Genomic DNA, 12,203 nt, shown 5'->3' with positions numbered 1-12,203 from the left:
AATCGTTTTTAAATCAATACGGGTATCATTAAATGTCCCAGTTCTTTATTGAACGGCCTGTTTTTGCCTGGGTGATAGCGCTATTCATTATTCTTGGCGGTATTTTGGCCATTCCCCAATTGCCGGTGGCCCAATATCCGGCCGTTGCACCGCCTAGCGTGACGATAACCGCTACCTATCCCGGCGCTACGCCGGAGACAATGAACACCTCAGTGATCTCCCTTCTTGAGCGCGAAATATCGGGGGTCGATAACCTGCTTTATTTTGAGTCGTCCAGCGACACCTCGGGGATCGCGTCCATTACGGTGACGTTTAAACCCGGCACAGACATCAAACTCGCCCAGGTGGATATTCAGAACCAAATAAACGTGGTTGAACCCCGCCTCCCGCAAGTGGTGCGCCAAAATGGCGTGAACGTTGAGGCCGCGAACTCGGGCTTTCTGATGATGGTGGGGTTGAAGTCACCTTCCAGGCAATATCAGGAAGCCGATCTGAGCGACTATTTTGCCCGTAATGTCACCGATGAGCTGCGTCGGGTGCCTGGGGTCGGTAAAGTCCAGTTATTTGGGGCAGAGAAGGCCATGCGCATCTGGCTGGACCCCGTCAAAATGTTCACTTATAAGCTGTCGGTTAATGATGTGATCACCGCGCTTAGCCAACAAAACCTTTTTGTTTCGCCGGGCAGCATTGGCGATGAGCCGGCGGCAAGCGGGCAGCGGGTGACTTATCCGCTTACGGTGAAAGGACAACTCTCTTCTCTGGCGGAATTTCGCAATATTACGATTAAAGCGAACGGCAATGGCTCGCGCTTAACGCTGGCGGATGTCGCTCGAGTGGAGTCCGGTCTGCAAAGCTATGCATTTGCGATCCGTGAGAATGGCTTGCCCGCGACGGCGGCTGCGATCCAGCTTGCCCCTGGCGCGAACGCCATCAGTACGGCAGAAGGGATCCATGCGCGGCTTGCCGATCTCTCGGTAAACCTGCCGCAGGGGATGACGTTTTCTGTTCCTTTCGATACGGCGCCGTTTGTCAAACTGTCGATCGAGAAAGTCGTCCAGACCTTCATTGAAGCGATGGTGCTGGTCTTCCTGGTGATGCTGCTTTTTCTGCACAAAATACGTTGCACTCTTATTCCCGCCATTGTGGCGCCGGTGGCGTTGTTGGGCACATTCACCATCATGCTGTTCAGCGGTTTTTCCATTAATGTCCTGACAATGTTCGGCATGGTGCTGGCTATCGGCATTATTGTGGATGATGCGATCGTGGTCGTGGAGAATGTGGAACGCCTGATGGAAGAAAAGGCGTTGTCGCCGAAACAGGCTACACGCGAGGCCATGAAGGAGATTACCCCCGCAATTATCGGCATTACCCTGGTGTTGACTGCCGTATTTATCCCTATGGGTTTTGCCAGTGGCTCGGTCGGCGTCATTTACCGACAGTTTACGCTCTCGATGGCCGTGTCCATTCTGTTTTCAGCCTTTTTGGCCCTGACGCTGACGCCGGCCCTCTGCGCGTCCTTATTGAAACCGCACACCCAAAAAGAAGGCCCCGGTGGAAAATTTTCACGCGGATTCAATCGCTATTTTAACGCCTTAGCCGTTCGTTATCAGTCAGGACTGGGATATGTGTTGAAGCGTACCGGGAGAACGATACTGCTTTATGTCGCGATTTGCGGCGCACTGCTGGTGGCCTTGCAAAATCTGCCTTCATCATTTTTGCCGGAGGAGGATCAGGGCTATTTCATGTCATCGATTCAATTGCCTTCAGATGCCACTATGGCGCGGACGCGCGAAGTGGTGGAGCGCTTCGAAGCGACCATAGCGACGCGTCCGGTTGTCGCGAACAATATCTCGATCCTCGGTTTTGGCTTTTCGGGGTCGGGCCCCAATACGGCGCTGGCGTTTACCACGTTAAAAGACTGGCAGTATCGAAACGGCGAGACCGCTCAGGACGAAGCCGATTTTGTTCAGACAGCCTTAAGCAGCATACCGGACGCCACCACCCTAAGCCTGTTGCCACCGGCCATTTCTGATATGGGGACCTCATCGGGGTTCACGCTGTATATTGAAGATCGTGCCGGAAAAGGTTATTCCGCGTTGAGGCAGGCGACGGAAAAGCTTGTCGAGCTTGCCAATCAAAGTTGGGTATTAATGGATGTTTACATTGATGGCTTAGCGGAGGGTATCAGTGTTTCACTGAATGTCGACAGGGAAAAAGCGGAAGCCTTCGGCGTTTCATTTGACGATATTAGCCAGGCGATCTCCGCCGCTTCGGGTTCTTATTATGTGAATGACTATACGGATAACGGCCGTGTTCAGCAGGTTATCGTCCAGGCCGACACTGCATACAGAATGCAGTTAACGGATTTACTGAAGGTTTCCGTCAAAAACAAAACGGGCGAAATGGTGCCGCTTTCCGCTTTCGTTACTGCTGCCTGGGCTCAGACACCACGCCAATTAAACCGATATCAGGGGTATCCTGCGTTAAAGGTGACGGGCAGCGCTGCGCCTGGCGAGTCCAGCGGTGCCGCCATGGCGGAAATGGAGCGGTTGGCGAGCGAATTGCCGCAGGGCTTTAAAGCCGAATGGGCCGGCAGTTCGTTGCAGGAAAAAGAATCCACCGCTCAGCTCCCCATGCTTATTTTGCTCTCTATCCTGGTCGTATTTATGGTGCTGGCCGCGCTTTATGAAAGCTGGTCAACGCCTTTGGCTGTGATGTTGGTCGTGCCCTTGGGCCTGGCAGGAGCGGTATGCGCGGTCATCGTGGCGGACATGTCGAATGATGTCTTTTTTAGAGTGGGGATGATCACCATCATCGGACTTTCTACCAAAAATGCCATTTTGATCGTCGAGTTCGCCCGGCAGTTGCGTGCTCAGGGTATGGATATCATTGCCGCGACATTGCTGGCGGCCAAACAACGGCTACGGCCAATTATGATGACGTCACTGGCCTTTACGCTGGGCGTCGTGCCGTTGATGCTTGCGACCGGCGCCAGCGACAAGACCCAGCACGCCATTGGCACAGGCGTCTTTGGCGGCATGATCAGCGGGACGTTGCTGGCGATATTTTTTGTGCCGGTGTTTTATATTTCCGTCATGCGTCTGTTTGAAAAAAAATAAATGCGTATACCCTGCAGCGGAAATGGCCCGGTGCAGGGTAATGGCTCATGATGACAAACTGCGGCTGCCGCCTTGGCCAGAGAAGAAGCGCGCCGGCCGATAACTTTCAAGCATTTCCAGCGATTTACCGGTGACCAACTCCTCACTTATCATTCTCCCCAAGGTGGCTGCGCAGGTCACTGCCGGATGCATCACCGCCACATAAACGCCTGTTGCATCCCCCATGAATCCGATGACCGGGCATCCATCTTCCGGCACAGGCCGCAGCCCTACCGATTGGCTAAGCAATTGCGCCGACTCTGTGCCTTTTAAGGCGACTTTCATCGCCGTGAGCGTGTCAGAGGCGACTCCATCCATTCCGCCGGTTGCCGGATAATCTTCCACGGCTAAAATATCCCCGTTGCGGGTATGGCGAACCTCTATGTCATGGCCTGAAATCAGGGTGTTAACTACGTGGCCTGTCGCGCCGTACCGCAATAAAATGGCCGGCGAGGCCATGATCGGCAGCGGGGTACCCATGGCATCGAGCAGGGGCGATATACCTGTTCCGCACGCCAGGATGAGGCAATCCGCCTTCAATACGCCCTCTGGCGTCTCGATGCCGGTAATTTTGTTTCCTTCTCGGGTAAACCCGATTACCGCCGTCTGGGTTTTGAGCGTGGCCCCGAGACTACAGGCTTTATCCAGCAGAACACTAGTGGCGTCTATGGGATCGACAGCCCCATCTTGCTGTGCATAATAAGCCCGTTGCGGCGGGTTATTCAGCGCGGGTTCAAGTTGGGATATGCCTGGTTGCCGAAGCAAGCTATCGTCGGCCTGGCTCTCCAGTGAAAAATCGTCGTAACTGAGCGCTCCCGTCCAGTTAACCCAGAGTTCCGGGATCTCTTTTTCCAACCGATGCCAGTCCGCCACCGAGGCGCGACGAAGAAGGGCATCTGGCGCATCGTCACTCACCGTAGTGTGTATCCAGCCAAAAGAGCTGCCGGTGGCCCCAGCAGCCGGGTGGTCTTTATCGATAACGGTCACTTTTATCCCGCGGCTGGCCAGGTGATAGGCTATCGAAGCACCCATAATTCCCGCGCCTACAACAATCATGTGTTTTTCTGTGGCACACATACCGAATCCCTCGTGTCACTGTCCGTTCAATAAAGAATTTTGCCAGCTATCATTCCGGGAGCACCATCTGGATTGCGCGTGTGCCAATCTCGGCCCCAGTGACGGTATCAATGGCTATAGCGTTGACTTCAGTTCCCGCCTCGGCATCCAGCAGACGGAGCAGCTTGCCTTCGCCACGGTGCTTTCTCCCCCAGGCGCCAATCATGATAAGCACCGGCAAAAAGTCGCGGCCAGCCTCTGTCAAAATATACTCTTCGCGCAGCGGACGCTCTGAATACTGCCGCTTCTCAAGCAGATTCTCTTCGGTCAACATCGCCAGCCGTTTGGTCAGCATGGTGGGGGCAATCCCCAGGCTTTTGCGGAACTGGTCAAAGCGCGTCATCCCGGAATTGGCATCACGCAGGATCAGCATTGTCCAGGCATCGCCGAGAAAAGCGACGCTGCGGGCGATAGGGCAGATGTTTTCAGAATAGGAATTTGTGCTCATAATTTTCACCTCACTAACTACTGAAACGATACTATCACGCAGGCTTGCCTCAGCCGACCCCTTTTTAACTATCATTTTAGTATTGACTAACTACTAAAACGATACTAGCTTAAACCGGGTCATCACTGCGACCTGGCGGTGCCGGTACGTGCCAACGGCACATTTATCCATCACTGATATCTCCTATTGCACTGCGGAATGTGAAACCACACAGCCTTTTGGAAAAGATCACTATGAAAAAGACCGTCTTAATTACAGGTGCATCATCGGGTTTTGGGCTGATGCTCGCCAACAGCCTTCACCAGCAGGGGTTTACCGTTATCGGCACCAGCCGTGAACCTGAGAAATATGCGGCTAAAGTCCCGTTCAAGCTGTTGAAGTTGAATATTGACGACGACAGCTCAATGACTTCGTTTGTTTACGAATTATTCCAGTTCACCAAACAGTTGGATGTACTGGTCAATAATGCCGGTTTTATGGTGACCGGCCTTGCCGAAGAAACGCCGATTGAGCTGGGCAGACAACAATTTGAAACCAACTTCTGGGGCACGGTTAAGCTGACCAATGCCTTGCTGCCTTATTTCAGGGCGCAAAAACAGGGGCAAATCATTACGGTCAGTTCTATTGTTGGCCTGATCGGCCCACCAAACCTGTCTTATTACACGGCTTCCAAACACGCCGTTCAGGGTTATTTCAAATCCCTGCGCTTCGAGCTGGATCAATTCAATATCAAAGTCAGCATGGTCGAGCCGATGTGGTTTAAAACCAACCTGGCCCACAATGCCATTTCCGCGCAAGGCCGTGACATTGCCGACTACAACACCTATCGCACGCAGGCCATGGCCGCAACGCAGAAGGGCATTGATGAAGCCGAAGCGCCTGATGCGGTGATCAAAACCATTTCCGGCCTGATAACGGCGAAGAAACCGAAATTCAGCAATCCTGTGGGGAAAATGAGCAGAATAATCCTGTTCCTTCAGCACCACATGCCAAAAATCTTTGAAGGTGAAATTCTGAAAAGCGTGAAGTCTGCATAACAGAAATAATGTCTGCGACGTTTAAATGAAATTTAAATGACTTCAATGAGGGACTGACCATGAAATATTACCTGTGCAAATTTATACCGCCGCGAGCTAATTTCCTGACCACGATGTCTGCCGACGAACAAAAATGGATGCAGCAGCACGGTGACTTTTTGAACGAGCTGCTTGCCCAAGACCTGATCGTGGCCCATGGCCCGGTGATTGATGAAAAGGGTGGCTATGGCGTCTCGCTCTACCAAATTGCCGATGAACAGGATATCGCGGCCATTACAGCGGAAGACCCCATTGTGAAGAATGGGGTCGGCCACTACGAACATTACTCCATGTTGCATTTGAAAGCCCGCGGCTAACCTCAGCCGGCGAAACGTTATCGCCCGTGAGAGGGAGTTATCCCGTGACCAGACCTCGAAGGGTAAAGATTGCTCTTCGAGACCTGGAGTCGACAGCTGAAAATTATCGGCTCCCCCCCTATCTGGCAACTGCATCGGGGCTATTGTGCGCCAGTGTTAGTGCCGCCAAATTGTTCTCGATCCAGTCCGCTAAATCCCGAACTTTGGCCGCAGCTTCTTTTCCAAGTGGCGTGAGCGTGTATTCCACGCGTAGCGGGACGATGTTGTAGTCATAGCGATTTATCATGCCGTCTTTCTCTAATAACTGCAGAGTTTGAGCCAGCATTCGCTCACTGACTCCCCCGATCCTGCGGCGAATTTCACTGAACCTCAGTGTTCCGGGCAGCAACGCGATCAGAATAAGTACCCCCCAGCGGCTGGTAAGATGGCTCAAGATTTCGCGTGAAGGACAGGCCGCGGCCATTACGTCGCCGCGCAACATTTTTTCGGATAAAGGTTCAACTACGGAGTTTGTCATGGGGCCTCTTTGGACAGGTGAAATCATGCATCACTTACCTTTTTGTACGTACTTACTATAAGTTAGTATCTGGTCTATAGTCGAGTCGTGATTAACCGCACAATCAAATTTCAAGGAGTTATGCCATGACTATTGCCATCACCGGTGCCACAGGCCAGTTAGGCCGTATCGTTATTGATAAGCTTAAACAGAAAGTGGCGGCCAGCGACATCGTTGCTTTGGTACGCACCCCAGAAAAAGCGCAATCGCTTGGGGTTAGCGCGCGGGCTGCCGACTATGCGCACCCGGACACGCTCGACGCAGCACTGGCCGGCATCGATAGTCTTTTGTTGATCTCTTCGAGTGAAGTCGGTCAACGTACCGTCCAGCACGCCAATGTGATCGCCGCCGCGAAGAAGGCGGGCGTGAAGCACATTGTCTACACAAGCCTGCTCCACGCAGACGTCTCGCCTCTGAACCTGGCCGGCGAACATATGGCAACTGAGACCGCGATTAAGGCCTCTGGCCTTTCCTACACGATCATGCGCAACGGTTGGTACACTGAGAACTACACTGGCTCCGTCGGCGCAGCACTGGCCAATGGTGCCTTTATGGGAAGCGCAGGTGAAGGCCGGATTTCCTCGGCCAGCCGTGAAGATTTCGCAGAAGCGGCAGTGGCGATTTTGAGCGGCTCCGGCCACGTGAATGTGACCTACGAATTGGCCGGCGACACGGCATGGACACTGAAAGATCTGGCAGATGAGGTATCCCGCCAGACGGGCAAGGACATCGCCTACCATAATCTTCCTGAAGCCGAGTATGCGGCGGCACTGCATAGCTTTGGCCTGCCGGCAGGGCTCGCCGATGCGATCGCATCTTGGGATGTGGGCGCTTCGCAGGGCGCGTTATTCGATGCGGGTGGTGAGTTATCCAGGCTTATCGGCCGCCCGACGACCCCGCTGGCAATCAGCGTTGAACAGGCTCTGAAGGCGAGCTGATTTTTCGGAACTAGCCTGGCATGGCGAGCCGTTACCTCTTGAACAAGGGCCCGCGCATGCCAGGTTGGTACCAGGATCAGCCCCCGGCGCCAGGGTATTGAGCAGCTGTTGCTCCCACAGCAAGGCCACCTACGCTTATTGCTGACTAAAAGCATCCAGTGATCTCAGTAAGTCAGCCAAGCGGCGATCTAATTCGCCCAGTGTTTCGGCAGAGATCCCCGACAATATGTGTTTTTCGTTCTCAACGTGCTTTTCTACGGCACGATCGATCAACAACATTCCATCATGCGTTAATTGCACCAGCATACTTCGCGCATCATTCGCATTAACCTGCCGGCTGATCAACCCTCGGGATTCCAGGCGTTTGAGCCGATGTGTCATGGTACCAGAGGTCACCATTAACGTTGAAAACAGCTCTGTTGGACTGAGACTATAGGGCGTACCCGAGCGGCGCAGCGTTGCCAGCATATCGAACTCCCACGTACTCAGCTCAAATTCCGCAAACGCTAATTCAAGCCTCTGATCCAGCAGCGCCGCACAACGTTTTACTCGCCCAATCGGCCCCATAGGGCTGCAATCCAGGTCTGGCCGTTCACGCTGCCACTGCTCAAGAATGGCATCAACGGCATCATGTGATGGATTAATAAGATCGCTCATTTATCTTGACTTCAAGTTAATTGGTGGACAAACTGATTTTATCTTGAATTGAAGGTAAATGCAAAATTATGGGTACTTCGTTTTCTCTCTCTCACTGGCGTGACGTGCTCCTGACGGCTCTGGCTCCGATTATCTGGGGGTCAACTTATATTGTGACAACGCAACTTTTGCCACCAGACCGACCCTTCACTGCGGCACTGATCCGGGTTCTTCCTGCTGGGGTCTTGCTATTGCTGTTCACACGCCGCATTCCTGCGCACCGTGAAATAGGGCGATTGTTGATCCTCAGCGCACTTAATATCGGCGTTTTTCAGGCGCTATTATTCGTTGCTGCCTATCGGTTGCCCGGCGGCCTGGCCGCAGTGCTGGGTGCGATCCAGCCGCTTCTGGTGATGGTGCTACTCTGGGCGGTTGACCGCCATTCGCCAAACAAAATCACGTTATGGGCTGCGTTGGCGGGGGTATTTGGCATGGCAATATTGCTACTTTCACCCCAGACAATATTTGAGCCTATTGGCATAGCCGCAGCTTTACTGGGAGCGGGGTGCATGGCAACCGGCGTCTGGTTAACACGCCGCTGGCAGATCAATATGCCGGTAATGGCGTTGACGGGTTGGCAACTGGTGTTGGGCGGAATGATGTTAGCACCCGCGGCGTGGCTTTTAGACGCACCTTTACCCGCACTGACCGCTTCACAATATGCCGCTTACACCTATTTGAGCCTTGCCGGCGCGTTTGTGGCTTACGGCTTGTGGTTCCGTGGCATCACCCGTCTTCCTGGTGTTGCGGTGGCTTCATTGGGATTACTCAGCCCATTAACTGCCGTTTTGCTCGGTTGGGTCATGCTTTCTCAGACCCTCAGTAGCACGGCTCTCTTTGGATTCATCATCGTGCTGATTAGCGTGCTGGTTGTACAGCGCACGTCAGTTCGCGCTAATGAAAACCATCAACTCTTCATTTAAACAGGATATATAAATGACAATTTCGGTGCTTGACGCAATCACCTCACGCGTTTCCATTAATCGTTTTCAACCCGATCGCCCGCTTGAGGATCAAACTATTGCTGAACTGGTGCGCCAGGCAACCAAAGCACCTTCAGCCTATAACATGCAAAACTGGCGATTTATCGCGGTGCGTACTCAGGAAGGGAAGGGAAAACTGAAGGATGCAGCGTTTGCCCAGCAGAAAATTGCCGACGCCTCTGTTGCGTTCGATGATTGCCGGGAGCATTGCTGAGATATAAAGTTTTCAGCTTGATGCAGACGGCAAGGTGGCTCGTCGCATAGCGCGTTCGTCAATCTGGTTGTGTTGTCTTCATTAGAAAGCGGTGGTTATTGGCAAACGCTTTTTCATCAGGACACGGCGATCGATGAGTGAGACCGGGATGTTTAAACCGGGATGTGCCTAAGCAAATTCTGCGAAAGAAGCCGGCAAAGACTGAAGGTGAGGAGAGTTAGAGTCTAAAGGAATAGCCAGGTACGTATCCATTGATGCTATTTAACATAATATACATTATGCGCACCTGGGTAAGGATACGTAGATTCTGAGGTTTTGGCCTTTGTCATGACCTTATCTGCATCCTGCCTCAGATTGTGCTTTGCGCTAGCCATACTGTTCTTCCTCCGCATTCAGAATCTTCGAAAACCATCTTCACAACGCGAAAGCCATTTTCATGCAGCAACTGCCGATACTCTGCCGGCGCCAGGCTCGAATGATACAATGGCTCGCCTTCAAATGTGCCAATCGCTTCGCCATCACTTGTGCCACTGGTAAACATCAATGCTGCTTTGCTGCCAGCATGATTGCGGAAAACGTTGAACATCTGACGTTGGTCATTACGAGTAAGATGAAAAAAACTGTCCCAGGCAATCAGCCCACCAAAAGTTTCATCCAGTGCCAATGCTCGCATGTCTGCCACTCGCCACTGCTGATGCGGAAATGTCTTCAAGCATGAGTCGATCATTGATCCTGAGCTATCAATCCCCAGTACGCCAAAACCTTGTCGAATGAAATATTCGGCGATCGGCGTTCCATTACCACAACCGATATCCAGGAGCCTTGCATTTGTCGGTACCAGATTCAGGAATCTGTCCAGCCAAGGACGCTCAAACAGATCCGTTGTCCGCAACCTTTTCCAGGCTTCGGCATGCTGTTCGTATAAAGTGATGATCTTCGCGGCCGCAGAATGTGTCATTTGCCCTCTTCTTTTTGATCGCGCTACGTGAAATCTGAGAAATATTGGCATACTTGGGCTTACAGAATGCGTCAATAACACGTCACCTTTTGCTCTTTCAGCCATTTTTGGCCTGCAGATTTCACCAAAATACGTCGTTTAGATGCTGCAAATTAACACGCATGGCCCTCATTAAGTGACATTGTCACCTGAAGTCACCTGCGTAAGCAACGGTTCTGCCAGGAAATGTGCCGACAGATTATCAATAACCAACTGGACCGTTGCGGCAATGGCCTCGGGAGACCGCCCGGCGATATGCGGCGTTAAAATAACGTTGGTTAACCGTGCAAGCTCCGGCGGTACGGCAGGTTCGCCCTCTACCACATCAAGAGCCGCGCCGGCGATGCGTTGACGTTGCAGGGCGTTGATAAGTGCCGGGGTATCCACCACGCTACCGCGCGCAATGTTGATCAGAAAGCCGTTTGGGCCCAGAGCTTCAAGCACCTCCGTGTTAACAATGTGGCTGGTTTGCCCGCCGCCAGGGGTTGCGATCACCATAAAATCGGCCCATTCGGCTAAGGCAACCGGGCTTGCACAATAGCGATAAGGCGTGTCGTTACGTGGTTGGCGGTTGTGGTAAGCCACGGGCATCTCAAAGCCCCTGGCCCCGCGTTGGGCAATCTGCATGCCGATATTACCGAGGCCGAGGATCCCCAGTTTTTTGCCGAAAACCATCGGGCGCGGTTGCCGTGCTTGCTTCCATTCCCCCCGGCGAACGGCCGCATCGGCCTGCGGGATCCCGCGGGCAATGGCCATCAGCAGCGTTAACGCGTGGTCGGCAACCGAGGCATCATTGGTGCCGGGGCCATGCGTCACGACAATACCCCGCGCCTGTGCGGCCATAAGGTCAATATTTTCGTAGCCCGCACCGAGTGCGCAGATGATTTCAAGCGCCGGCAGCGCGGATATCTCGTTTGCGCTGAGCCCAATGGAACCGTTGGTCAGTACCGCCTGTACATCGACCCTTGGTTTTTGCGCCGTCCATGCCGCTATCGAGCTGGCGGCATGGACGCTAAAACCAGCCTGTTCGAGGCAGGTATGATGTTCGTGCACAAGTTCAACCAGTATCAGAAGATGACGTTTCATAGAAAATGTTCCGGCGGCAAGAATGGCTATCGCCAGAATACCGCGACGGTGCCCGGACCTTAAGCCGGAAAGTGCTGATTACGAATCTGCGCCTCGGTTCTCTGTATTAAACCAACGACGCGAGGAAAGGCTGTTCCCGCTGCCAGGCGATCGTTAACTCCCCTATTATCCCCATTAATCAATCAGCCGTTAGCTCACTGCCGCGACGATATGCTCGCGCAGCCATTGATGCGCCGGATCGCGGTGGGATCGTTCGTGCCACAGCATGGCCATTTCAAATCCGGGGACCTCGATAGGTGCTTCAACCACCTGTAGCGCCCGGTTATTGCGCACCAGCCGCCAAGGCAGCATGGCCACCAGATCGGAGCTGGCCAGAACAGACATGATGAACAGGAAATGAGGAACCGAGAGCACCACCTGGCGCTGCAGGCCAGCCTCCGACAATACGCTGTCCGTATTGCCGAAAAATCCCCCGCCGTCCGGCGATACCACCACGTGCTCCAGCCGGCAGAACTGTTCCAGCGTAGGGGTTACCGCCAGTTGAGGATGACCGGCGCGGCCTGCCAGGACGTAACGTTCGCTAAACAGGGTGCGCCGCCGCAGATTCTCTGGCGCTCC

At 53.3% G+C, this 12,203-nt stretch carries 13 protein-coding genes; 6 read left to right on the top strand and 7 right to left on the bottom strand.

What is annotated here, in order from left to right:
* Positions 1 to 32 precede the first annotated feature (32 nt).
* Positions 33 to 3,119, top strand: coding sequence for a multidrug efflux RND transporter permease subunit (locus SPL01S_RS06220; RefSeq protein ID WP_063198273.1), 3,087 nt, complete (start codon positions 33 to 35; stop codon positions 3,117 to 3,119).
* Positions 3,120 to 3,164: 45 nt separating this feature from the next.
* Here SPL01S_RS06220 and SPL01S_RS06215 read toward each other — a convergent pair whose 3' ends face one another.
* Both SPL01S_RS06215 and SPL01S_RS06210 read right to left on the bottom strand, forming a co-directional pair.
* On the bottom strand, positions 3,165 to 4,235 hold the full coding sequence (locus SPL01S_RS06215) for an NAD(P)/FAD-dependent oxidoreductase (RefSeq protein WP_063198271.1): 1,071 nt from the start codon (positions 4,233 to 4,235) through the stop codon (positions 3,165 to 3,167).
* A gap of 49 nt (positions 4,236 to 4,284) precedes the next feature.
* On the bottom strand, positions 4,285 to 4,722 hold the full coding sequence (locus SPL01S_RS06210) for a winged helix-turn-helix transcriptional regulator (RefSeq protein ID WP_063198269.1): 438 nt from the start codon (positions 4,720 to 4,722) through the stop codon (positions 4,285 to 4,287).
* A 233-nt stretch (positions 4,723 to 4,955) separates the two neighbouring features.
* On the opposite strand from SPL01S_RS06210, the gene SPL01S_RS06205 reads away from it, so the two are divergent.
* Positions 4,956 to 5,759 carry an SDR family NAD(P)-dependent oxidoreductase gene (locus SPL01S_RS06205; RefSeq protein ID WP_063198266.1) on the top strand — a complete coding sequence of 268 codons (804 nt, stop codon included), beginning with the start codon at positions 4,956 to 4,958 and terminating at the stop codon, positions 5,757 to 5,759.
* A 59-nt stretch (positions 5,760 to 5,818) separates the two neighbouring features.
* The gene (locus SPL01S_RS06200) at positions 5,819 to 6,115 is read left to right on the top strand and encodes a YciI family protein (protein WP_063198264.1); all 297 of its coding nucleotides are present in this window, start codon (positions 5,819 to 5,821) and stop codon (positions 6,113 to 6,115) included.
* 118 nt (positions 6,116 to 6,233) lie between these two features.
* On the opposite strand, the gene SPL01S_RS06195 is transcribed toward SPL01S_RS06200, so the two are convergent.
* The gene (locus SPL01S_RS06195) at positions 6,234 to 6,659 is read right to left on the bottom strand and encodes a winged helix-turn-helix transcriptional regulator (RefSeq protein ID WP_063198262.1); all 426 of its coding nucleotides are present in this window, start codon (positions 6,657 to 6,659) and stop codon (positions 6,234 to 6,236) included.
* A 98-nt stretch (positions 6,660 to 6,757) separates the two neighbouring features.
* Here SPL01S_RS06195 and SPL01S_RS06190 point away from each other — a divergent pair, with 98 nt between their 5' ends.
* Entirely contained in the window at positions 6,758 to 7,609 is an 852-nt protein-coding gene (locus SPL01S_RS06190) for an SDR family oxidoreductase (RefSeq protein ID WP_063198260.1), read from the top strand.
* A gap of 135 nt (positions 7,610 to 7,744) precedes the next feature.
* Here SPL01S_RS06190 and SPL01S_RS06185 read toward each other — a convergent pair whose 3' ends face one another.
* Complete coding sequence (locus tag SPL01S_RS06185; protein ID WP_063198257.1) at positions 7,745 to 8,266, bottom strand: MarR family winged helix-turn-helix transcriptional regulator; 522 nt, start codon at positions 8,264 to 8,266, stop codon at positions 7,745 to 7,747.
* A gap of 68 nt (positions 8,267 to 8,334) precedes the next feature.
* Here SPL01S_RS06185 and SPL01S_RS06180 point away from each other — a divergent pair, with 68 nt between their 5' ends.
* Both SPL01S_RS06180 and SPL01S_RS06175 read left to right on the top strand, forming a co-directional pair.
* The gene (locus SPL01S_RS06180; RefSeq protein ID WP_063198255.1) at positions 8,335 to 9,228 is read left to right on the top strand and encodes an EamA family transporter; all 894 of its coding nucleotides are present in this window, start codon (positions 8,335 to 8,337) and stop codon (positions 9,226 to 9,228) included.
* Positions 9,229 to 9,241: 13 nt separating this feature from the next.
* Positions 9,242 to 9,502, top strand: a complete 261-nt coding sequence (locus SPL01S_RS06175; RefSeq protein ID WP_232246946.1) for a nitroreductase family protein — start codon at positions 9,242 to 9,244, stop codon at positions 9,500 to 9,502.
* A gap of 349 nt (positions 9,503 to 9,851) precedes the next feature.
* On the opposite strand, the gene SPL01S_RS06170 is transcribed toward SPL01S_RS06175, so the two are convergent.
* From SPL01S_RS06170 to SPL01S_RS06160, 3 genes are all read right to left on the bottom strand, one after another.
* Complete coding sequence (locus tag SPL01S_RS06170; RefSeq protein WP_063198252.1) at positions 9,852 to 10,460, bottom strand: class I SAM-dependent DNA methyltransferase; 609 nt, start codon at positions 10,458 to 10,460, stop codon at positions 9,852 to 9,854.
* A gap of 171 nt (positions 10,461 to 10,631) precedes the next feature.
* A complete protein-coding gene (locus SPL01S_RS06165) occupies positions 10,632 to 11,585 on the bottom strand; it encodes a 2-hydroxyacid dehydrogenase (protein WP_063198250.1) in 954 nt (317 codons plus the stop codon).
* Positions 11,586 to 11,774: 189 nt separating this feature from the next.
* The coding region (locus SPL01S_RS06160; protein WP_255212454.1) for a LysR substrate-binding domain-containing protein at positions 11,775 to 12,203 on the bottom strand (429 nt) is incomplete at its 5' end.

This window comes from Serratia plymuthica NBRC 102599 (assembly GCF_001590925.1).
Taxonomy (GTDB): domain Bacteria; phylum Pseudomonadota; class Gammaproteobacteria; order Enterobacterales; family Enterobacteriaceae; genus Serratia; species Serratia plymuthica.
The sequence above is the reverse complement of the archived record's forward strand: the minus strand, read 5'-3'. Positions and strand labels throughout refer to the sequence as shown.

Coding starts and splice junctions, on each gene's coding strand:
- SPL01S_RS06205 (WP_063198266.1), top strand. CDS start 4,956: ATGAAAAAGACCGTCTTAATTACAGGTGCATCATCGGGTTTTGGGCTG.
- SPL01S_RS06185 (WP_063198257.1), bottom strand. CDS start 8,266: ATGAGCGATCTTATTAATCCATCACATGATGCCGTTGATGCCATTCTT.
- SPL01S_RS06165 (WP_063198250.1), bottom strand. CDS start 11,585: ATGAAACGTCATCTTCTGATACTGGTTGAACTTGTGCACGAACATCAT.
- SPL01S_RS06200 (WP_063198264.1), top strand. CDS start 5,819: ATGAAATATTACCTGTGCAAATTTATACCGCCGCGAGCTAATTTCCTG.
- SPL01S_RS06215 (WP_063198271.1), bottom strand. CDS start 4,235: ATGTGTGCCACAGAAAAACACATGATTGTTGTAGGCGCGGGAATTATG.
- SPL01S_RS06190 (WP_063198260.1), top strand. CDS start 6,758: ATGACTATTGCCATCACCGGTGCCACAGGCCAGTTAGGCCGTATCGTT.
- SPL01S_RS06175 (WP_232246946.1), top strand. CDS start 9,242: ATGACAATTTCGGTGCTTGACGCAATCACCTCACGCGTTTCCATTAAT.
- SPL01S_RS06220 (WP_063198273.1), top strand. CDS start 33: ATGTCCCAGTTCTTTATTGAACGGCCTGTTTTTGCCTGGGTGATAGCG.
- SPL01S_RS06210 (WP_063198269.1), bottom strand. CDS start 4,722: ATGAGCACAAATTCCTATTCTGAAAACATCTGCCCTATCGCCCGCAGC.
- SPL01S_RS06195 (WP_063198262.1), bottom strand. CDS start 6,659: ATGATTTCACCTGTCCAAAGAGGCCCCATGACAAACTCCGTAGTTGAA.
- SPL01S_RS06170 (WP_063198252.1), bottom strand. CDS start 10,460: ATGACACATTCTGCGGCCGCGAAGATCATCACTTTATACGAACAGCAT.
- SPL01S_RS06180 (WP_063198255.1), top strand. CDS start 8,335: ATGGGTACTTCGTTTTCTCTCTCTCACTGGCGTGACGTGCTCCTGACG.